This is a genomic window from Phenylobacterium sp. (assembly GCF_030693405.1).
Taxonomy (GTDB): Bacteria; Pseudomonadota; Alphaproteobacteria; order Caulobacterales; family Caulobacteraceae; genus Phenylobacterium.
On the sequence record NZ_JAUYAW010000010.1, the window covers coordinates 188,319 to 208,503 of the forward strand.

Below are 20,185 nucleotides of genomic sequence, written 5' to 3' on the forward strand. Positions count from 1 at the left end.
ACCCCGTCCGGTGAACATCGAGTCGAGGCCCAGAGAGGTCTCACTGTTGAAGCCACCCCTAGGTGCTCCCCCATGGCCATCACGCTCGCCGCCGCGCTTGCTCTCGCCGCCCAGTGCGCGCCGTCCGTTGCGCCGGAGACGCTGCTTTCGGTGGTTCAGGTGGAAAGCCGGTTCGAGCCTTTAGCCATCGGCGTCAATGGCGCGCCGCGCATCGCGGTCGAGCCCACCTCGGTCGATGACGCGGTGGCTAAGGCGGCGGCACTCATCAAAGCTGGCCGGAGCATCGACCTCGGTCTGGCGCAGATCAACAGCAAGAACCTGTCCTGGCTCGGCCTAACCCTGGCCGAAGTCTTTGAGCCGTGCACGAACCTGAGAGCCGCCGCCCGAATTCTTCAGGACGGTTACGGCCGCAGCGATGCCGCGCGCGTAGGCGAGCAGGCGGCTCTGAAGAGGGCGCTCTCCTACTACAACACCGGGCACCCTGCTCGCGGCTTTACCAACGGCTACGTGGCCAAGGTGTCCAGCGCGGCCGAACGGATTGTACCGGCCATCGGTGGGACAGCCGTCGCCATCCCTTCGGGACCCGTGCCAGCACCGCCGCCGGAAATCTCCGCGAGTTGGGATGTGTTCGGCGAGGTCCGTCGTGGCCCCAGCAGCTTCGTCACCACCGTCTCCACCACAACGTCCGGAGGTTTCCAGTGAGCGTGCGCGGCAAGAAGCTTCTCATTGGTCGCTTGGCCTTGGTGGGCGTCGTCGCCCTGGCCAGCGCCAGCCCGGCCTTCGCCCAGTCGGCTGACGTCGGCGGCAACATCGGCACCTTCATCCAGAACATCATCGATCTGCTCAACAGCAACGTGATCCGAGGCCTGGCGGTGATCGCCATCATCATCACCGGGATCGCGTGGATGTTCGGACACCTGGACATGCGACGCGCCGGCACGGTGGTGGTCGGCATCATCGTCATCTTCAGCGCAGCGGCGATCGTCGACCTGATCACCGGCGGCAGCGGCGGGGCATGATCCGATGTCCGCTGATGCCGAGGAACGCCTGACCGAGGACACCCTGTTCCTCGCCTGCACGCGTCCAGCCATGGTCGCCGGCGTGCCGATGGAGGCTATGGGCCTCAACCTGATGGTGACGGCGACGGTCTTCCTCGCCGCGCACTCACCAGCCTACCTGCTGATCGCGCCGGCGGTGCATGTCGTCTTCCGAGCCATTTGCAAGCACGACCACAACGCCTTCCGGGTCCTATGGATGTTCGTGGACACCAAGGGCCGCGCTCGCAACGGGGCGACCTGGGGCGGCAGCTCCTCAACGCCGCTCCCGCTTAAGCGCCGCTACGTCGCCGCGGAGGTGATCCGTGGCTAGCCTGCTCCTCCAGCCGAGGGCCGGGCAGTCGACCCTCGCGCGGGAACTCGATCCGCGCGGCGCGCTCCCCTACGCCCGCCATGTGACGGGCGAGATCATCGGCCTGGACACCCAGGCCTTGATGATGACGTTCCAGCTGGACGGCGCCAGCTTCGAAACAGCCGACGTCCGCGATCTCAACGATTGGCATGCCAAGCTCAACAGCGCCTGGCGCAACCTGGCCAATGACCATCTCGCGGTCTGGTACCACCTGGTTCGCCGCCGCCACGAGGGGTATCCCGAGGGCAGCTTCCGCTCGGGTTTCGCCGTTGAGCTTGACGCCCAGTACCAGGCTCGGCTCGGCGCGACCCAGATGTTCGTCAACGAGCTCTACGTGACCCTTGTCCTCCACCCCGGTCGCGATGCGGCCGAGCGCGCTGGCGCCTGGATCAATAGGCGCCGCAGGTCAGAAGGTGATGAGGAGGAGGCGGTCAAGCGGCTGCAGGACGCGGGCCGCGACTTGGCGCAATACCTCAGCCGCTATGGCGTGCGCACGCTTGGGCTCTACGAGCGCGACGGCGGCTGGTTCTCCGAGCCCCTCGAAGTGCTGCGGCTCGTCCTGACCGGACGGCGCGAGCGCGTGCCGCTGATCCGCGGGCACCTGGGTTCGGCGATCTATTCGGCCAGGGTGATCTTCGGCCGCGAGGCCCTGGAGATACGGGACGCCGCAGACGCCAGGTTCGCGGGCATCTTCGGGGTTAAAGAATATCCGGCGGTCACCCGCCCCGGACTTTGGAACGGCCTGCTGTCGGCCCGCTTCGCCTTTGTGGCCAGCCAGTCCTTCAGCTTCCTGTCCAAGACGGCCGCCCGCGCGGTGATGGAGCGCAAGCAAAACCAGATGCTCTCAGCGCGAGACCGAGCGGCCTCCCAGATCACGGGGCTGGGCGACGCGCTCGACGACCTGATGTCCAACCGCTTCGCCATGGGCGACCACCAGGCGTCGGTTCTGGTGTATGGCGACGATCCCCGTCAACTCGCCGACAACCTCTCCGGCGCTCGCGCCCTGCTCGCGGACTCTGGCCTCGTCACGGCCCGCGAGGACTTGGCGCTCGAGGCCGCGTTCTGGGCGCAGTTCCCCGGCAATTTCGGACGGCGCGTCCGGCCTGCGGCGATCACCTCACGCAACTTCGCGGCGTTGGCGCCCTTCCACACGCACCCGGCCGGCCGGGCTGAGGGCAACCATTGGGGCCCAGCAGTTGCGCTCCTGCGCACCTCCGCTGGCTCGCCCTTCCACTTCAACTTCCATGTCGGCGATCTTGGGCACACCTTCATCTGCGGCCCCTCAGGGTCGGGCAAGACCGTCGTCCAGAACTTCATGCTGGCTGCGCTGGAGAAGTTCGGCGCCCAGGAAGTCTTCATCGACAAGGACCGGGGCGCGGAGATCTTCGTGCGCGCCTGCGGAGGGACTTACCTCACTCTGCGCAACGGTGAGCCGACCGGTTTCGCGCCGCTCAAGGCCCTCGACTTCACGCCGGGCGCCGCAGCCTTCCTCGGCCTGCTGATCCGCCAGCTGGTCGGTGCAGGCGAACGCCCGCTCTCGGTTCAGGAAGAGCATGCCATCGACGAGGCCATCGTGGCGCTTGGCCCGCTCCCGCCCGCCCAGCGGTCGCTCTCCGCGTTAAGAGCGCTGCTGGGACAGCGCGACGCCGGCGGCGTCGGGGCGCGTCTCGAGAAGTGGTGTCGTGGTGGAGCGCTCGGCTGGGTGCTCGACAACGAAGAGGACGCCCTCGGCCTAGACGCGCGGTTCCTGGGTTTCGACATGACCCATGTGCTGGACAACGCCGAGGTCCGCACGCCGATGATGATGTACCTCTTCCATCGGCTCGCCGCCCTCGTGGACGGGCGCCGGCTGGTCATCGACATCGACGAGTTCTGGAAGGCCTTGGGCGATGAAGCCTTCCGAGGCCTGGCTCAAGACGGCCTGAAGACCTACCGCAAGCAGAACGCCTTCATGGTGTTCGGCACCCAGTCTCCTGCCGACGTTCTGCGCTCGCCCATAGCCCACACCATCCTTGAGCAGTGTGCGACCAAGATCTTCCTGCCCAACGCCCACGCGGCCGAGCGCGACTATGTCGACGGCTTCGGCCTCACCCGGCGCGAGTTCGCCCTGGTGCGCGAGGAACTGGCGCCGGAGAGCCGCCAGTTCCTGATCAAGCAAGGCCTCAACTCCGTCGTCGCGGAGCTGCGTCTCGACGGCCTCGACGACCAACTTGCCGTTCTCTCTGGCCGGACTGAGACGGTCGATCTCCTCGACCGCATCCGGGCCCGCGTCGGCGACGATCCGAACAACTGGCTCGAGCCCTTCCACCGCGAACGGAGGATGATCCCATGAAGCGGCCGTTGATCACCATCGCGCTTATAGGCGCCGTCACGCTCGGCGGATCGGCCGCCCACGCCCAACTGGCGGTCTACGACGCGGCCAGCTACGCCAAGCTGATCCAGCAGGCGACCACCGCCGTGAACCAGTTGAACGAGCTCAAGGCCCAGGTCACCCAGGGCCAGCAGCTCTTCTCCAGCCTCAACGACGCCTCTGGGGTCAGCAAGATCGCCAGCGCCCTAGGCGTTCCGTCGCTGCGGTCCTTCTTGCCTGACACGTCAGCCTTCACAGCAGCGGCAAAGGGCGACTTCACGGCGCTTGGCGCGATCGGCGCCAAGGCAGACGCCATCCGGTCCGCCAACCGGCTCTACACGGCCCAGGCCGACGATCCGCTTGGCGCGGATCTCGAGGCGGCCGGGCAGCGCGCCGCCCGCGACCTGGCCTTAGGCCAGAGCGTCTCCGATGCCGGCGCTCAGCGCCTTGAGGGTCTGAAGGACCTCCAAGCCGCAATCGACACTGCGCCAAACGCCCGGGCCGTCATGGACCTGCAAGCCCGCGCCACCACCGAACAGGCGATGATCGCCAACGACCAGATGCGGCTGCAAGGTATCGCCATGGCTCAGGCGGCCGAGGATCGGCTGCAGGCCCAGCGCGAGCGCGAACGGATGTTGGCGGCGCGTGAGGCGCGCATGGCGGCCTACAAGCAGGGATTCCAATGATGCGTCGTCTGGTTCTCAGCCTAACACTCGCGGGCCTAGCGGCCTGCTCACCGCAACCGCGGAGCTCCAGCTATTTCGAGGCTCACCAAGATGAGGCTGCGAAGGTGGTCAGCGATTGCAAGACCGGTGCTCACCGAGGCGAAGAGTGCGGAAACGCGCAGGCGGCCGTCGCCTCCGCCAAGCGTGATGCCCGCATGGACGCCTACCGCAAAGGCTTCTGATCCGCCGTGGCCGAGACCCTGCATATCTTTCAGCCGGCCTATGGATTCGTCGCCAGCAAGCTCGACGTCTTCCTGAACGAGCGCGCCAGCTCGGTAATGGCCGAGGTCTCCGGCCCGCTCCGCGCCGCTCTGGTGCTCTACGTCCTGCTCTATGGGTTCGCGATCCTGCGCGGCGCCATCCAGGAGCCGTTCATGGATTTCGTCGTGCGCAGCATCAAGCTGGCCTTTATCTACATGCTGGCCACGACGGTCGCCTACTCGACCTACGTCACTCAGCCCATATTCCATGTCCTGCCGGATACCCTGACCCAGGCGATCAGCGGATCAGGCGTCCCCGATGTGGGGTCCGCCTTCGACAACTTCTTCAACCGCGCCGCTTATCTGGCCGAGAAGATCACCAAAGAGGCTAGTCCAGTTGATTTCGGTCCCTGGATCCTCGGCGCGGTCGTCTACATCGTCGGCGCCCTGGCTGCCGCCATTGGCTTCGGTGTGGTGCTGATCGCCAAGGTGGCGCTGGCCTTCCTGATTGCGCTGGGGCCGATCTTCATCGCCTGCGCCCTCTTCGATGCGACCCGGCGCTTCTTCTTCGGCTGGCTCAGCCAGGCGGTGAACTACCTGGTCCTGTTCGCCCTCATCATCACCGTCTTTCAGCTGATCCTGTCGCTGGTCGCCCAGCAGTGGGGCAGCATCGACGGCTCCGATCCCATGGCGGGCGGGCTGCTGTTCGTCGCCCTGTGCCTGCTCGGGTCGATCTTCTTCCTGCAGACCCCGGCCATCGCCGCCGGGATCGCGGGCGGAGCCAGCGCGGGCCTCGCCGACTTCGCCAACGCCGCCTCGCTGAGCGGTGTGCCCCGGCCCGGCGCACCACAGGGTCCGCAAGAGGCCAGCCGCAGCGCCCCCCGAGGCGGCGGCTCTATCCGCCCCGCTGGAGGTCGAGCATGATGCGCATGCGTGTTCTTACCCTTCTGCCGATGTTGGCCCTGGCCGGATGCGCGACGACGGGCGGTGGCAAGCTCGCGGCCTGTGACGGCAAGCATCTGCGTCCCGCCAATTCTTACGGGTCAGTTCTCGCGCCGACCCCAACTGGCCAAGCGCCATCCCCTCCAGCTGCCGGCCGTGAAGCCAAACCCAGGAAGCTCTCGTCGGCCGCTCCCAACAGCTCATTCGGGAGCTGCGCATGAACGCCCAGGCCGATCTCAAGGAGTATTTCGCCGAGGCGAAGAGCTGGAATGCGGATCAGATCCGCAACGCCGAACGCTCGCGCCGTCTCGCCTGGGGCGTGGCGGCCTTCGCATCCATAGTGGCGACCGTCGCCGTCGGCGCGGTGGCCGCCCTGGCTCCGCTGAAGAGCGTCGAACCTTTCGTGGTTCGTGTGGACCGCAGCACCGGCGCGGTCGACGTCATGACGGCCCTGAAGTCGGAAAAGCCGCTCACCTATGACGAGGCGGTCACCAAGCACTTCCTGGCCCAGTACGTGCGGGCCCGGGAAGGCTGGCTAGCCCCGGCCGCCGAAGCCAACTTCCGCCAGGTCTCGATCATGTCGACGCCGGCCGAGCAGCAGCGTTGGGCCGACGCCTTCCGCCCCGCCAATCCGCAGAGCCCGCAGGTGGTGTTCGGACCGGCCGCCGAAGCCCAGATCGACATCCGCGCCGTGAGCTTTGTCGCCGATGGCGTCGCCAACGTCCGTTTCCATCGGACCGTCCGCCAGAGGCAGCAGATCACTGAGAGCGATTGGATCGCGACGGTCGCCTACAGCTACACCCGCGCCCCGATGGGCGAGGCCGACCGCCTCCGCAATCCCCTCGGCTTCCAGGTGACCAGCTACCGGGCCGACCCGGAGGTGGTGCGATGAGAACCCTTGGCGCCCTCGTCATCGCGGCGGCGATGGCCAGTGCTTCGCCTGCCTTAACCTTGGACACCCCCAGGTCGGGACCGTCCGACCCGCGCATCAAGGTCATCGACTACGATCCCTGGGCGGTGGTGAGGATCACCGGCGTCTTCCGGACCGCGACCCAGATCCTCTTGGGGCCGGACGAGACCATTCTTCACGTGGCCGTCGGCGATGCCACCGGCTGGGACGTGGCGGCCGAAAGGAACATCCTCTTCGTCAAGCCGAAGGCGGCGCGGCCGCCGACCAACCTGATCGTCACGACCAGCCGCGGCGGCGAGACCCGCAACTATACTTTCGAGTTGTCGACGCGATCCGGTTCCTCGGCGCGGAACACCCGCGATACGGTCTTCGGCCTGCGCTTCCGCTATCCGCAGGACGAGAAGGCGGCGGCGACGTCGGCGCTCACCGCCCAGGCCGCGGCGCTGGAGCGGCGCATCCTCGAGCTGAAGCTCGACCGCGCCGTCGTAGAGGGCCGCCGGAATTTGAACTACGCCGTCCAGGGCGCGACGGCTCTGCAGCCATCGGAGGTCTCCGACAACGGCCGCTTCACCGTCATGCGATTTCCCGGCAATCAGCAAGTGCCCGCCGTCTACCAGGTGGAATCGAGCGGCACGGAGAGCCTGATCCCCTTCGACGTGCGCGGCGAATTCGTCGTCGTCCACGCGGTCGTCCAGCAGCTGCGCCTGCGGCGCGGACGCGATGTGCTCTGCATCTACAACCAGGCCTTCGAGCCCTATGGCGTCAATCCGGCGACCGGCACCGCCGCGCCCGACGTCCAGCGCACCGACAAGGGAGCGGCCAAGCCATGACCGACGCCGCCGCGCCGTATGAGACCGTAGCCCCGTCGGCAGAGGGCCGGACGGCGCCCGCGTTCGAACGATCGATCTCGCCGATTGCCGGGCGGCTCGGTTCCGGCTTGGCCGGCAAGGGCGTCGTCGTCGCCGCATTGGTCGCCGGTTGCGGCGTCTTCGTCGCCGCCACCTGGGGCCACGACAAGCCCAAGGCCGAACCCCGGCGCGACGAGCCGGCGCGGCAGGTCGTACCGTTCGAGCCGGCCATGAGATCGCCGTCGCCGACCTTGGCCGCGCCGGGCCCAAACGCGCCCAACCTCGGTCCAACCGAGGCTGGCGGCCCGGTTCCGGCCCTCCAGACCACGGCGGGCGGCGCGGCTTCCGCCGCCGACGCCGCGAGCCGCCGCCAGGCCGAGGTCAGCGCGATCCGCGGCGCACCGATCATCGCCTATTCGCGGGGCGGCAACGGCGGCGCCGCGCCTGTGATGCCCGCCGTGCTGGCGGCGCAGGACGGACCGGCGCGCGAAGCGACCGAGCTCGACCAGCTTCGGCGAGGCTCGTCCATCGGCCAGTCGCGCGCCGCGCGGCTGCCGGACCGTAACTTCCTGATCGTCGCCGGCGCCAACATCCCGTGCCTCCTGCAGACCGCGATGGACACCACCACCCCAGGCTATGTCAGCTGCTTGATCCCCCGGGACGTGCTGTCGGACAACGGCGCGGTCGTTCTGATGGAGAAGGGCACGAAGGTGCTGGGCGAGTACCGCTCCAGCCTACGCCAAGGCCAGCGGCGGCTGTTCGTGCTGTGGACCCGGGCGGTGACGCCGGCCGGCGTCGCCATCGCCTTGGGATCGCCGGCCGCCGATCCGGTCGGGCGCGCAGGCTTTGACGGCGAGATCGACACCCACTTCTGGGACCGCTTCGGCGGCGCGCTGCTCCTGAGCATCGTCGATGACGCCGCCTATGCCGTGGCGGGCAAGAACAACGGCTCCAACATCACCCGCCTGCCGTCGGACGCGGCCGGCATCGCGGTGCAGAACTCGATCAATATCCCGCCCAGCTTGCGCAAGGCGCAGGGCGCCGAGGTCTCCATCTTCGTCGCCCAGGATTTCGATTTCTCCGGGGTCTATGGCCTGAAGAGCCGGTGAGTCATGGCTCACGACGCCGCCGTCCTGCAGCACTATCTGAAGCCGCTCCAGGCCTGCCTCGAGCCCGCAGGCGTCACCGAGGTCGTCGTCAATCGCCCGGGAGAGCTCGGCATCGAGCATGCGGGCGGCTGGGAATGGCGTGCGGCGCCGGACCTCAGCGAGTCGTGGCTTTCGACGCTGGCCAAGGCGGCCGCCGCGTTCACCGCCCAGGATGTGACGCCGGAAACGCCGATCTGTTCGACCGTGCTGCCGGGCGGCGAGCGCTGCCAGATCGTCATTCCGCCGGCCGCCGAGCGACTGTCGCTCACCCTGCGCAAGCCGTCAGAAGCGACCTTCGATCTCGACGCCTTCGAGCGGGCCGGCCTGTTCGACGACGTGGCCCTGGCGACCAACGACCTCTCGGGCGAGGAGACGCGGCTCCTGGCCTTGCGGGACGCCCGGGACTGGCCGGCCTTCTTCCGGCTCGCCGTCCAGAGCCGGCGCAACGTGCTGATCTCCGGCGCCACGGGGTCGGGCAAGACCACCTTCGCCAAGGGGCTCGTGAAGCTCATCCCTGATGGGGAACGCCTGCTGACCATCGAGGACGCCCGCGAACTCACCGTTCCCCACCGCAACGCCGTCCACCTGCTCTACGCCAAGGATGGCCAGGGCCTGGCGAAGGTTGGGGCCAAGCAGCTCCTCGAAAGCGCCCTGCGCATGCGGCCGGATCGCATCCTGTTGCAGGAGCTCCGAGACGGGACGGCCTTCTTCTATCTGCGCAACGTCAACACCGGTCATCCCGGCTCGATCACCACCATCCACGCTGACAGCGCCACCCTGGCCTTCGAGCAACTCACCCTGTTGGTGAAAGAGTCCGAAGGCGGCCGGGATCTCGCCCGCGACGACATCCGCTCGCTACTTCACATGCTGGTCGACGTGGTGGTGCAGTTGCGCCGCGTCGACGGCCGCTTCCGCATGACGGAGGTCTGGTATGACCCGCTTCGCAAGCGCGCCCTGGCCGCTTAAGGCTGCCTATGTCGCCACGCTGACGGCGGCCGGCGTCGGCCTTCTCGGCGGACTCGCCGCCGTGATCGCCCTGGCGGGGCTGGGGCGGCTGTCGCCCGATATCGATCCGGCGCAAGTCCCCGCCTGGTTTTGGTACTTCCGCGACGATCCGCAGGTCCGCAAGTGGCTCGGCGTCGGCCTGCTGTCGGTGTTCGGCGCCGCGGGCGTCATTGGCATGGGGATCATCCGCAATCTTCGGCCGCCGCTGCATGGCGCCGCCCGCTGGGCGAGCGAGGCTGAGCTTGTCGCCGCCGGCTTGCGGTCGCGCCAAGGCATCGTGCTGGGCCGAAAAGGTGGTCGGCTGCTGGTCTTTGGCGGCTCCGAGCACGTCATGCTCCATGCGCCCACCCGCAGCGGCAAGGGCGTTGGCGTGGTCATTCCGAACCTGTTGACCTGGCCGGACTCCGTCGTGGTGCTCGACGTCAAGCGCGAGAACTGGGAGGCGAGCGCCGGCTTCCGTGCCACGCATGGCCAGGACGTGGTGCTGTTCGATCCGCTGGACCCCGAGGGCCGTACCGCGCGGTTCAATCCGCTTGGCCATATCGACCGCACCGACTCCATCGCGGTGCTCGACGAGTTGCAGAAGCTGGCGGTTATGCTGTTTCCGCCGCCGCAGCACGGCGATCCCTTCTGGGCCGAGGCGGCGCGCACGGGGCTGATCGGCGTTGGCGCCTATGTCGCCGAGACGCCGGAGCTGCCGTTCAGCCTGGGCGCCATCTATCGGGAGCTGACGCAGGGCGATCCGCGCAACCGGCTGCTGGCGCAGGTCGAAGCCCGCGCATCGGCTGGCAAGGCGCTCTCCCACGGCTGCGTCAGCGCCCTCTCGGATTTCTGTTCGGCCTCGGAAAATACCTTCGCCTCGATCAAGCAGACCATCACGGCGCGGATGAACCTGTGGCTGAACCCGCGGGTCTGCGCAGCGACCGACGCCAGCGACTTCGATCTGCGTGACCTTCGGGAGCGCCGGATGTCGCTGTATCTCGGCGTCTCGCCCGACAACCTGGCGCGGGTGGCGCCGCTCTACAATTTGCTGCTGCAGCAGCTGGTGGACCTGAACACTCGAGAGCGCCCGAGCGCCGACCTGCACAAGGTCCAGGTCCTCATGGTGATGGATGAATTCGCGCGTCTCGGGCACGCGGCCGTCATCGCCCAGGGCTTCTCCTACGTCGCCGGCTATGGCCTGCGCCTGCTGCCAGTCCTGCAAAGCCCCGCGCAGCTGCGGGCGGAATACGGTCCTGACCTCGCGGAGGAGATCATGGCCAACTGCGGTCTTGAGATCGCCTTTGCGCCCAAGGAACTGAAGGTCGCCCAGGATCTCTCCGAACGGCTGGGCTTCTGGACCTATTCGAGCCGGTCCCACAGCCGGCCGACGCTGCTGTCGGGCGGTCGCCGCAGCACCACGGAATCGGATCAACGCCGCGCGCTGATGATGCCGCAGGAACTGATGCAGATGGACCCAAGCCAGCTCATCCTGTTGCGCGCCGGCATGCCGCCGGTGCGCGGCCGCAAGATCCAATACTGGCGCGAGAAAGTGTTCAACCAGCGGGTCGTGGCGCCCCCGACCGTGGCCGCCCGCCCTGGGATCGGGACGGCGCTGTCTGCCTCCACCATGTCGATGCCCAGCCGTGCGCCGCGTCACGACGATCTCAGCCTGGACTTGGTGATCCCCGCGCTGGAGGCGGCGGGCTTCGAGCCCTTGCCGCCCGAAGGCGCGACCGATGCCGAGGTCGAAGGTTGGATGGAGCGCTTCATCGACGCGTCCGCGACACGACAGGAGGCCGATCATGCCCGATAAGATGGATCGCAATCAGATCGACAGCGAAGGCCGCGGGCGCTCGATGAGCAAGGGCGACGTCCCGGACCTCCTGCGCAGACGCTACTTCACGGACGAGCGCGGCGGCCCGGGGCTTGGCTTCTATGCCGACGCGCGCATTCAGACGGCGGCATTCCGCGACCTCGGAGCTCGGCTGGTGACCCCGAGGTCCGACCCCAACGCCATCCGCGACATGGCCGCGGTGGCGCAGCACCGCGGCTGGACCGTCGTCGTAGTCCACGGCGACAAGGACTTCCAGCGCGAGGCCTGGCTCACGGCCAGCGCTCTTGGTCTGGAGGTGCGCGGGTATCAATCGACGGAAAGGGACCGGCAGGAGCTTGAACGCCGGCAGGCGGCGTTGGCGCGCAAGGTCGCCCGCACCAATGAAGCGCAGCCTGAGCGGGGGGACCGCGAACCTCGCGATGGCGGGACGGCGGGCCGTGCCAATATGCGGATCGTTGAGGCCGTGGTGCGTGCGCGGGTCGGCGACCGGCCGGCGCAAGACCGGATTCTGTCGGCCGCCCGCGAGCGGCTGGCGTCGTGGTTGGAGAAGGGCGCGCGGTTGCAGCCGGTCGAAGTCCCCCGCTCCCACGTCCAGCAGGACTCCGTGCAATCCCGAGAGCGGCAACGCAGCCGTTAGCAAACGACAAGCCTCGGCGCCCGCCGCCAGAGTAGGGTTGAGGGCGAGCGGCCGTTCCTATTATGTAGTCTACAGACCGTGGTTTCATTGACGACAGAAGTGTCCCCGTTCTTCCATGAAGGGACGGGCGCTTCTGGCTTGGAATCTACGGGCGTTACGCACCGCTAAGTCGCTTTCGCAGGAGCGGCTGGCGGCCGACGCTGGAGTCGACCGAGCCTGGGTGAGCGAGCTTGAACGGGAACAGGGCAACACCTCCGTCGATCTGCTCGACCGCCTGGCCGAGGCGCTCGGCGTGCCGGTCGCAGCCCTTCTCGCCGAGCCGGACCCTGAGGCGGCCAAGCCGCAACCCCTGCGCAGCGGACGCCGCCCGCGCGACTGACCCTTTGCGGGGATAGGCCCATGGATCGGGACCTCGTCTGCGCGCACGGCAAGATGGTGGCCCTGGTCGCCAGCGTCCTTCAGGCCTCGGGCGTCACCACGACCGATGAGTTTGCACGCCTATTGAAAGTGTTCGCCGACACCGTCGGTGAGACCGATGCGGAACAGGCCGAGATCCTGACGCTGTGGTCGGAGACCGTCGCGGCGATGCTCCTGCCACAGCCGAAGCACTAGCGAGCAGAGAGACTTGATCCCGCTCACGCCGCTGGATCGCGGGGCAACGCCGGCCGGATAGGCATGCGATCAGTGGCGGGCAAATCCCGGCGGTGGTCCAAACCTGTCGGCGAGTTCGACGCGAAGGGCTTCGATCTCCGCCTCCAGCTGTTGCAACTCGGCGGCGTCTGCCGTTTCCGCTTGCGCCAGCAGCGCAAGGCAACGGTCGACGATTGCCGTGCCGTCCGGGTTCCCCCGGCATCGCAGCCGCAGGTCCAGCAGGTAGGCGAGCGCTTCCTCCAAGCCGGCTTTCATGGGGCTAACCTGTGGGCTGCCGAGGCCTGCGCAGCCATGCATCCAAGTCCTGTCGCGCCCCGGCGATCATCGCGTGGGCCTCGGGGTGGTCGTCGCGTTCGACGAGCCGTTCGATGACCTCGAGCTTGGCCGCGACCCCCTCCAGCGTGGTCGATCCATGGGTCGGCAAGGTCTCCAAGATCGCTTCGCGCTGCTCGAACAGCAGATCAAGGCAGCCGTCGATGTCGCGCAACTCATTGGCCCAGGGCAGAGCCTGCTGCTCGGCGGGCGTGAGCTGAAACCAGGAATGCTCCCGCACAAGCCAGGTCTCCAGTTTCGCCCAGCGCGTCTGCAGCCGTTCGATTTTTGCATTGATGGCCAGCCAGCGCCGGTATGGCTTCGCGCCGTCGCTGATCGCTGCGGCGGCCGCCAGCGAGGCTGCCGGCATCGGCGCGGGCAGAACGGCCGCTGACGTGCCTGCAAGGACAGCCCGCCGGGAGAGCGCGGGCAGACGCGCGTGCTCGCTCTCCGTCTGTCGACGTGAGTGCATGACGTAAACTCAATCATCACCTATGATCAGTTTATGATCATCGCCCGTCGGGTTGGCGTCAATACATAATGAACATGCACGATAAGAAAATTATCATCGGATGCTGACTGCGGCCCAAATCCGCGCAGCCCGGGCGCTGCTGGGCTGGAGCCAGCCGACATTGGCGCAGGCCTCCGGGCTGTCCCTGCCAACCATTGTGCGCATGGAGGGGCAGCAGGGTCCTGGGCGTAGCGCGGCTACCAACGTGGATGCGGTGCAGCGGGCCCTCCAAGACGCGGGGGTGATCTTCCTGGGGCCGAATGAACTCCATCAGGGCGGCCCCGGTGTTCGCCTAAGGCTCGAGACGTAGCTCCACGAAGGGGAAAGCCTTCCCCTGCGGCCGAGCCGTCGGCGTCTCGTCCGACCCCTTCGAGCGGGGATACCCCGCAACGCCCTGGATTCGGAGAGCGGCCAGCGGGCGTGCTCGGTCCCGCCGCGTCCCGCGGCTCCTGCGGGTCCGCCCCTGGCGGGCGCCTTCTGGCGCCGCCGGCCGCTCGACGGCGCGTCCCGCCGTGCAGCGTCTTCGACGCGCAGGCTCCTTGCAGCCTCACATGGGGATTTTGGTGTCAAGCCGTCGCCTCTCGGCGTCGCGGCGCCGACGTTAGACGGTTCATCCGGACCGAGAGGGCCTTTAGCCGACCAACATCTGTCGGACTTGATCAGCGAGGTCTTCTGCGTCGAAGGGCTTTAGGAAGGTCAGGGCTTGCATCCCCGCTGCCTCGATGTTCTCGCATCTCCCGGTCATATAGACGACCTGGATTCCCGGATTAAGGATGCGGGCGGTGGCCGCCACATCGAAACCGCTGGCTCCCGACCCCAGGTTTATATCGGTCACCAGAACAGAGAATGTGCGCGGCTCGGCCTCGAGGCGACAGAGCGCCTCGCCGCTCGAATGCGCCGCGCAGACGCTGATCCCATTGTCGCGAAGCGCCTCTTCCACGCCCGCCGCGATGAGCACTTCGTCTTCGACGAGCAAGACTTTTTTCATGTGGTTGCAACCTCTCGGCCTAAACTCCGAGCAGAAGTCGAAGTTTCGTGCTAAGCGTCGGAATAATAAATCTGATATTCTCCGGAACGGTCCTTTGATCGATGGCTTGTTAGGCCTAATATAGCGGGCCGCTGACAGGCCGAATAAGCCCAAGTTTACTGGAGATGGCTTTCGCGTCGGGAGCCTCCAGGTCATAGAAAGGGGGTCAGCTTGACTGCCCCGCCACCCACTACATCCGAAGATTCGGCTCTGAGCCTGACCTTGGCGGTCGTCGCGTCGTCGCCCGGTCCGCTCCTGCTGCTGGACGGCGGTCTCAACATCGTCGCCATGAGCCGATCGTTCGCCGACACCTATGGGGTCGACGGCCCGACCGCCCTCGGACGGCCAATGACCAGCCTCGGCGATGGCGAGTGGGACGTGCCCACCCTGCACACCCTGCTCAAGGCTACGGCGTCGGGCGTCGCCGAAATCGAGGCCTATGAGATGGAGCTGCGGCGTCCGCAGCGGGAAACCCGCTGCGTCGTCATCCACGCCCAGCGCCTCGTCTATCTGGATCTCGGGAATGACCGGCTGCTGGTGGCGGCGTCCGACGTCACGGACGCCCGCGCCGACGAAAAGGTTCGCGACGATGCCCTCCGCCAGAACCTGGTCCTCCTTCAGGAGGTTCGCCACCGCGTCGCCAACAGCCTGCAGATCATCGCCAGCGTCCTTCTGCAGAACGCCCGGAAGACGACATCGGAGGAGACGCGCGCCCACCTGCGCGACGCCCACAACCGGGTGATGTCGGTCGCGGCCCTGGAACGCCTGCTCAGCCTAACCGGCGAGAAGGGGGTGGAACTGCGCGCCTATTTCGAGGAGCTGTGTGAGAGCATCGGCGCCTCGATGATCAGCGACCGTGATCAGATCCGCCTCTTCGTCACCGGAGACAGCGGCGTGGTCGATGCGCGGGTTTCCGTGAGCCTGGGCCTCATCGTCACCGAACTGGTCATAAACGCCCTCAAGCACGCCTTTCCCGAGGGGCGCGCAGGCGAGATCCGGGTCGATTGCGGGTTCCGAGGACCGAACTGGACGCTGACGGTGATGGACGACGGCGTCGGGATGCCGACCGCTCCCTCGCTGATTCGCACAGGATTGGGGACAAGCATCGTCGGCGCGCTGGCTCAGCAATTGCGCGCGGTGGTCGAGACCACGCCCGGAAACCCTGGAACCCACGTGGCGATAGCACACACCCAGATCGTGCTGGTCGCTGACGAAGACGGCCGCGAAGACGACGGGGCCGCGCCCGTGGCCAAAGTCAATGAAAGCTAGGATGAACACTGCAACGACGTCGCCGACCAGTCCGACGCTGCTGATCGTCGAGGACGACATTCTGCCGGCCATGAACCTCATGGATGAACTCAGGGATGCGGGGTTTCATGTCCTTGAACTGACAGATCGAGTCGAGCAGGCGAAGGCCGCGGCGCTGGCGTGCAAGCCTGCCCTCGCACTGGTGAACATTGAACTGCATGGCCGTGATGACGGGATCGGTCTGGCTCGCGAGCTCAAACTCATGGGCATTCCGGTGCTGTTCATCAGCGGCCAGGAAGAGAAGGCGCGCGCAGCGAAGGCGGTGGCCATCGGGTCGCTCGCAAAGCCTTACCACCCCGAGCACATGATCGAGGCGGTTCGGTACCTCCTGCGTCACATCGCGGGCGACGAGTCGCTACCGCGGCCCGCTGGGCTGGAGGTCTTCGACAACCGCCAGACGTATACGGTGCGGTGACGGAAGCTGCGTGACGAGGCGTCCCGCGGGCCGTCGAGCGGCGGGCCCGTGGCCTCCGACGAGGGTCGATATCCCGTCGCGTTCCTGTCGCAAACTGCGCCAGCGGGCCAACCGCGTCCCGTGTGGAATCCAAGATCTGAGCCCGCTCATCCGACTTGGCCATCAAGGCCAGATCAACCTCACATCCGGTGGCCGCGTTGCGGCGGCCGAACCAACTTCCCGCATTCGATGGACGTGGGCTCAGGTGGGCGGGACCAGTCTTCATCTGCGGCTGGTTTGGGCCATGGCTGCAATCGGTCCGCCCGCCTGGATCCGTCAGGACTGATCAGGCCCTGGGGATAGGATAGAGAGCTGTCACGCGGTTTGCATAACAGCGCCCTCGATGACGACACCGCTGGTCACATACTTCCAGAACGCCACCACAAGCTTTCGCGCCAAGGCGACGATCGTCCCCTTTCGCATCCGGCCACCGTTGCGCTGCACCCGTTCGAAGAACCATTGGCTTAGCGCCGAGTCAGGCTGGTGACGTGTCCACAGCCAAGCCACCTGGATCATCGTCGTCCTCAGGCGCGGATTGCCGGCTTTTGAGACGCCCTGCTCATGATCGATTGATCCGCTTTTCCAGGGTGTCGGCGCTAAGCCGGCGTAGGCCGCCACCTGTCGTCGATTGTCGAAGTGACGGTAGAGCGCTTCCGACCACAGCACGGTGGCGACTTGAGAACCGATGCCCTTCAGTTGCGCCAGCATCCGCGCGGGCGACGGCGCTGCTTCGCTCGCGGGCTCAAGCAGGGCGTCCCGCTCCGCCTCGACGATCTTGAGCTGGTTCATCAGTAACTCGATGCGGTCCAGTTCTCGGCTGATCTGGGCCTTCAACTGGGCCGGCAAGGCCCGTCCGTCTCCGGTCCGTAGATCATCCAGCCGGGCGCGCCGGGTGCGCAGGAGCGGGTCATAGTCGAAGACGCCCTGGGCGCAGAGTAATCCTTTAATCCGGTTGGTGTGCTTGATGCGCTCGGCAAGCAGCGTCTTCCGCTCGCGGCAGAGGCGTCGCCGATCTTCCTCTTCCGGCGACGGCGGCCTGACCATCGAGCACACCCGAGGCTCACCACGTTTGTAGGCCAAGAGCGTCCGCACCAGCGTCTCCCCATCGATCCGATCTGTCTTCGCCTGGCGCCGGCGGCGCGACACAAGGATCGACGCCGCGTCGACCACATGGCTCTCAATGCCTTCGCTCCCCAGGACCCGATGGATCCAGAACCCGTCCAGGCCAGCCTCCTGGATCGCGATGACCGGGAAGGTTCTGTCCAGACGAGCGGTCGCCTTCTGCTGAAGCTGAGCGAGCCGCGCCAGCAAGCCGCCTACATCGCCCGCCGAGACCGAGTGCTTGGACAGCCTTTCGCCGGCGCCCGGCGACAGAGAGGTGATCAGCCAGGTTGAACGGCTGAGTTCCAGCGAGACGAAGATCGCGCCCAGATCAGTGCGAATGACGGTTTGGTCTTGCGATTGGTGTTCGTGCATCAGGCGGGCTCCAGCGAGTGGTTGGTACAGCGACCTCACTCTGCCGGCGGCCGAGCGGAGCGCTACCCCGACCCATGGGATCTTCTCTTTACGCCGCGCTGGCCCGCGGCCGTGGCTTGGGGCTCCGCCCCCGGCGCGCTTCGGATCGGCTTCCGCCCAGCTTCGGGCTGGGCAGGACCGGCCAGTTCGCAGGACGTGCAGCCCTGCAGCCGGTTCCCCGCGAAGCCGCCCCGCCGCTTGCACCCCCGGTCTCGCCGACGGGCAAGGCTGCAGGCGCGCCTTGCGCCTGCCAGCCATGCCCCAAAGGAGCAGGACCATGACCCAGCAGATCGAAGTCATCCATCAGGACGGCGACATCATCGACGTGCCGCTCAACAAGCTGAAGAAGTCGCCGCGCAACGCGCGGCGGACCCCACACGCGGAAGCGGATATCGAGGCGCTCGCCGCCAGCATCGCGGCGAAGGGCGTCCTCCAGGCGCCTGTGGTCGAGCCTGAGACGGATGCGGACGGCGCCCCCACCGGCGCCTATCTGGTCACCATCGGCGAGGGGCGCCGCTTAGCCTTGCGCCTCTTGGCCCAGCGCAAGCGGATCAAGAAGACCGAGCCCGTGCGCTGCGTGGTGGACCTCAGCAACGATCCGCACGAGATCAGCCTGGACGAGAACGTCACCCGCGCGGGCATGCACCCGGCGGACCAGTTCGAGGCGTTCCGGCGGCTCAGTGACGAGCGCGGCCTGTCGGCGGAGGAGATCGGCGCCCGGTTCGGGGTGTCGGCCCAGGTGGTGCGTCAGCGGCTTCGGCTGGGCGCGGTCAACCCCGGCCTGATGGCGCTCTACCGGGCGGGCGAGTTGAACCTGGACCAGATGATGGCCTTCGCGGTTAGCGAGGATCATGCGCGGCAGGCGCAGGCTTTGGAGCAATTGGGCTCGCACCGTCCGCCCTATCTGATCCGCCGCGCCATGACCGAGGCCAAGGTATCGGCCACCGACCGGCGGGCGATCTTCGTCGGCGCCGAGGCCTATGGCGAGGCGGGCGGGACCATCCTGCGCGACCTCTTCACCGAGGACGGCGGCGGCTGGTTCGAGGACCCGGCCCTGCTGGACCGGCTGGTCGCGGAGAAGCTGGCCGGGATTGCTGAGGACGTGCGGCAGAGGGAATCGTGGAAGTGGGCCGAGGCCCACATCGACTACCCCCGCGCGCTAGGGCTTGGGCGGGTCTATCCGCACCCGGTCGAACGCCCCGAGGACGAGGCGGCCAGCATGGCGGCGCTTTCCGAGGAATACGACGCCCTGGTGAGCCAGTGGGATGCAGTCGAGGAGCTTCCGCCCGAGATCGCGGCGCGCTTTGCCGAGATCGACGCGGCTCTGGAGGCCTTCGGCGATGGGACCGCGTTCGACCCCGAGGAGATCGCGCGCGGCGGGGTGTTCGTGATCCTCGGCCAGGATGGCGTGGCCCGCATCGAGCGCGGCCTAATTCGGCCCGAAGACGTCCCGACGCCCGAGCCGGACCCCGAGAGCGAAGACGCTGGCGGCTCGGTCACGCACGGCGCGCCGACCGAGGAGGACGCTACGGACGAGGCCGACGAGGACGCGGGCGCCCCTTGGTCGGAGCGGCTGGTGTTGGACCTCACCGCGCAGCGCACCTTGGCGCTGCGCGATGCCCTAGGGGCCAGCCCGACGGTCGCCCTGTCGGCGGTGGTTCACAGCCTGGCGCTGTTCGCCTTCTACCCGCCCTACGACCGCGCCTCCTGCCTGGAGATCAAGGGTGTCACCGCCTACCTCGACGGGCACGCGCCGGGCATCGACGACACCCGCGCCGGGCGCAGCATCGCAGAACGTCATGAACGCTGGGCGGTGCGCCTGCCCAAGTCGGCGGCGGACCTCTGGGCTTTCGTGCAGGGGCTCGCGGCCACGGACCTGCTGGACCTTTTGGCGCACTGCGCCAGCCTGACGGTCAATGCGGTGCGCACGCCGTTCGACCGCAAACCTGCAGCGTGGGCGCATGCCGACCGCCTGGCCGAGGCGGTGGGTCTCGACATGACCGGCTACTGGACGCCAACCGTGACGAGCTACTTGGGGCGGGTCACCAAGGCGAGGATCACCGAGGCGGTGCGGGAGGCGGTGTCGGACGAGGCGGCCGAGCGGATTAGCGGCTTGAAGAAGCCCGATATGGCGTCAGAGGCCGAGGCCTTGCTGGTGGGGAAAGGGTGGCTGCCCAGCCTGCTTCGCGCGCCGATCCCCGTGGAGCTTGAGGTCCATGCCGAGGCGCCGGTGCTGACCGAACAAGCCGCCTAGCGGCGGGGCCGCAGTTCGCGGCCTCTTTTCTTCTGACCTGGGGCCGTTCGCCGAGCGGGCGGGCGGCCCTTCTGCTGCGTGCTGTGATCCGTCGCGTGGAGAATGGTCCCGGTCGTCAGGTTCAAAGCCGCCTGTTTCGCACCGACCCATGCCGCCTCTCTGGCC

At 67.4% G+C, this 20,185-nt stretch carries 22 protein-coding genes; 18 read left to right on the plus strand and 4 right to left on the minus strand.

All coding sequences use genetic code 11. The features are described from left to right. Positions 1-72: 72 nt before the first annotated feature. The 15 genes from Q8N19_RS02290 (at position 73) to Q8N19_RS02355 (ending at position 12,600) form a co-directional block, all read left to right on the plus strand. Positions 73-702, plus strand: a complete 630-nt coding sequence (locus Q8N19_RS02290) for a lytic transglycosylase domain-containing protein (protein ID WP_305588015.1) — start codon at positions 73-75, stop codon at positions 700-702. Continuing rightward, positions 699-1,019, plus strand: a complete 321-nt coding sequence (locus tag Q8N19_RS02295) for a TrbC/VirB2 family protein (protein WP_305588016.1) — start codon at positions 699-701, stop codon at positions 1,017-1,019. The genes Q8N19_RS02290 and Q8N19_RS02295 overlap by 4 nt, the downstream gene beginning before the upstream one ends. A 4-nt stretch (positions 1,020-1,023) precedes the next feature. Continuing rightward, positions 1,024-1,368 carry a type IV secretion system protein VirB3 gene (locus Q8N19_RS02300; protein WP_305588017.1) on the plus strand — a complete coding sequence of 115 codons (345 nt, stop codon included), beginning with the start codon at positions 1,024-1,026 and terminating at the stop codon, positions 1,366-1,368. Further along, positions 1,361-3,739, plus strand: a complete 2,379-nt coding sequence (locus Q8N19_RS02305; RefSeq protein ID WP_305588018.1) for a VirB4 family type IV secretion/conjugal transfer ATPase — start codon at positions 1,361-1,363, stop codon at positions 3,737-3,739. The genes Q8N19_RS02300 and Q8N19_RS02305 overlap by 8 nt, the downstream gene beginning before the upstream one ends. Beyond that, entirely contained in the window at positions 3,736-4,443 is a 708-nt protein-coding gene (locus Q8N19_RS02310) for a type IV secretion system protein (protein ID WP_305588019.1), read from the plus strand. The genes Q8N19_RS02305 and Q8N19_RS02310 overlap by 4 nt, the downstream gene beginning before the upstream one ends. After that, positions 4,443-4,664, plus strand: a complete 222-nt coding sequence (locus Q8N19_RS16925; RefSeq protein ID WP_371133771.1) for an EexN family lipoprotein — start codon at positions 4,443-4,445, stop codon at positions 4,662-4,664. Before Q8N19_RS02310 ends, Q8N19_RS16925 begins: the two co-directional genes overlap by 1 nt. A gap of 6 nt (positions 4,665-4,670) precedes the next feature. Beyond that, positions 4,671-5,606, plus strand: coding sequence for a type IV secretion system protein (locus Q8N19_RS02315; RefSeq protein WP_305588020.1), 936 nt, complete (start codon positions 4,671-4,673; stop codon positions 5,604-5,606). A 235-nt stretch (positions 5,607-5,841) separates the two neighbouring features. Further along, the gene (locus Q8N19_RS02320; RefSeq protein WP_305588021.1) at positions 5,842-6,516 is read left to right on the plus strand and encodes a virB8 family protein; all 675 of its coding nucleotides are present in this window, start codon (positions 5,842-5,844) and stop codon (positions 6,514-6,516) included. Then, the gene (locus Q8N19_RS02325; RefSeq protein ID WP_305588022.1) at positions 6,513-7,364 is read left to right on the plus strand and encodes a TrbG/VirB9 family P-type conjugative transfer protein; all 852 of its coding nucleotides are present in this window, start codon (positions 6,513-6,515) and stop codon (positions 7,362-7,364) included. The genes Q8N19_RS02320 and Q8N19_RS02325 overlap by 4 nt, the downstream gene beginning before the upstream one ends. Beyond that, entirely contained in the window at positions 7,361-8,491 is a 1,131-nt protein-coding gene (virB10, locus tag Q8N19_RS02330; RefSeq protein WP_305588023.1) for a type IV secretion system protein VirB10, read from the plus strand. Before Q8N19_RS02325 ends, virB10 begins: the two co-directional genes overlap by 4 nt. A gap of 3 nt (positions 8,492-8,494) precedes the next feature. Continuing rightward, positions 8,495-9,496 carry a P-type DNA transfer ATPase VirB11 gene (virB11, locus tag Q8N19_RS02335; RefSeq protein WP_305588024.1) on the plus strand — a complete coding sequence of 334 codons (1,002 nt, stop codon included), beginning with the start codon at positions 8,495-8,497 and terminating at the stop codon, positions 9,494-9,496. A 61-nt stretch (positions 9,497-9,557) separates the two neighbouring features. Beyond that, positions 9,558-11,330, plus strand: coding sequence for a type IV secretory system conjugative DNA transfer family protein (locus Q8N19_RS02340; RefSeq protein WP_305588025.1), 1,773 nt, complete (start codon positions 9,558-9,560; stop codon positions 11,328-11,330). After that, positions 11,320-11,988, plus strand: a complete 669-nt coding sequence (locus Q8N19_RS02345) for an LPD7 domain-containing protein (protein WP_305588026.1) — start codon at positions 11,320-11,322, stop codon at positions 11,986-11,988. Before Q8N19_RS02340 ends, Q8N19_RS02345 begins: the two co-directional genes overlap by 11 nt. Positions 11,989-12,103: 115 nt before the next feature. Further along, positions 12,104-12,367, plus strand: a complete 264-nt coding sequence (locus Q8N19_RS02350; protein ID WP_305588027.1) for a helix-turn-helix domain-containing protein — start codon at positions 12,104-12,106, stop codon at positions 12,365-12,367. A gap of 20 nt (positions 12,368-12,387) precedes the next feature. Next, positions 12,388-12,600: a hypothetical protein gene (locus tag Q8N19_RS02355; protein WP_305588028.1), complete on the plus strand. Its 213-nt coding sequence runs from the start codon at positions 12,388-12,390 to the stop codon at positions 12,598-12,600. A 69-nt stretch (positions 12,601-12,669) separates the two neighbouring features. On the opposite strand, the gene Q8N19_RS02360 is transcribed toward Q8N19_RS02355, so the two are convergent. The 3 genes from Q8N19_RS02360 to Q8N19_RS02370 form a co-directional block, all read right to left on the minus strand. After that, positions 12,670-12,894, minus strand: coding sequence for a hypothetical protein (locus tag Q8N19_RS02360; RefSeq protein ID WP_305588029.1), 225 nt, complete (start codon positions 12,892-12,894; stop codon positions 12,670-12,672). 4 nt (positions 12,895-12,898) lie between these two features. Then, positions 12,899-13,423, minus strand: coding sequence for a helicase (locus tag Q8N19_RS02365; RefSeq protein ID WP_305588030.1), 525 nt, complete (start codon positions 13,421-13,423; stop codon positions 12,899-12,901). A gap of 670 nt (positions 13,424-14,093) precedes the next feature. After that, on the minus strand, positions 14,094-14,450 hold the full coding sequence (locus tag Q8N19_RS02370) for a response regulator (RefSeq protein ID WP_305588031.1): 357 nt from the start codon (positions 14,448-14,450) through the stop codon (positions 14,094-14,096). Positions 14,451-14,711: 261 nt separating this feature from the next. Here Q8N19_RS02370 and Q8N19_RS02375 point away from each other — a divergent pair, with 261 nt between their 5' ends. Further along, positions 14,712-15,758 (plus strand): sensor histidine kinase, encoded by a 1,047-nt coding sequence (locus tag Q8N19_RS02375; RefSeq protein WP_305588032.1) that lies wholly within the window; start codon positions 14,712-14,714, stop codon positions 15,756-15,758. A gap of 1 nt (position 15,759) precedes the next feature. After that, on the plus strand, positions 15,760-16,212 hold the full coding sequence (locus Q8N19_RS02380) for a response regulator (RefSeq protein ID WP_305588033.1): 453 nt from the start codon (positions 15,760-15,762) through the stop codon (positions 16,210-16,212). A 354-nt stretch (positions 16,213-16,566) separates the two neighbouring features. Here the strand turns inward: Q8N19_RS02380 and Q8N19_RS02385 are convergent, their stop codons facing one another. Beyond that, positions 16,567-17,727 (minus strand): IS110 family transposase, encoded by a 1,161-nt coding sequence (locus Q8N19_RS02385; RefSeq protein WP_305588034.1) that lies wholly within the window; start codon positions 17,725-17,727, stop codon positions 16,567-16,569. A 316-nt stretch (positions 17,728-18,043) separates the two neighbouring features. On the opposite strand from Q8N19_RS02385, the gene Q8N19_RS02390 reads away from it, so the two are divergent. Then, positions 18,044-20,020 (plus strand): ParB/Srx family N-terminal domain-containing protein, encoded by a 1,977-nt coding sequence (locus Q8N19_RS02390; RefSeq protein WP_305588035.1) that lies wholly within the window; start codon positions 18,044-18,046, stop codon positions 20,018-20,020. Positions 20,021-20,185: the final 165 nt, after the last annotated feature.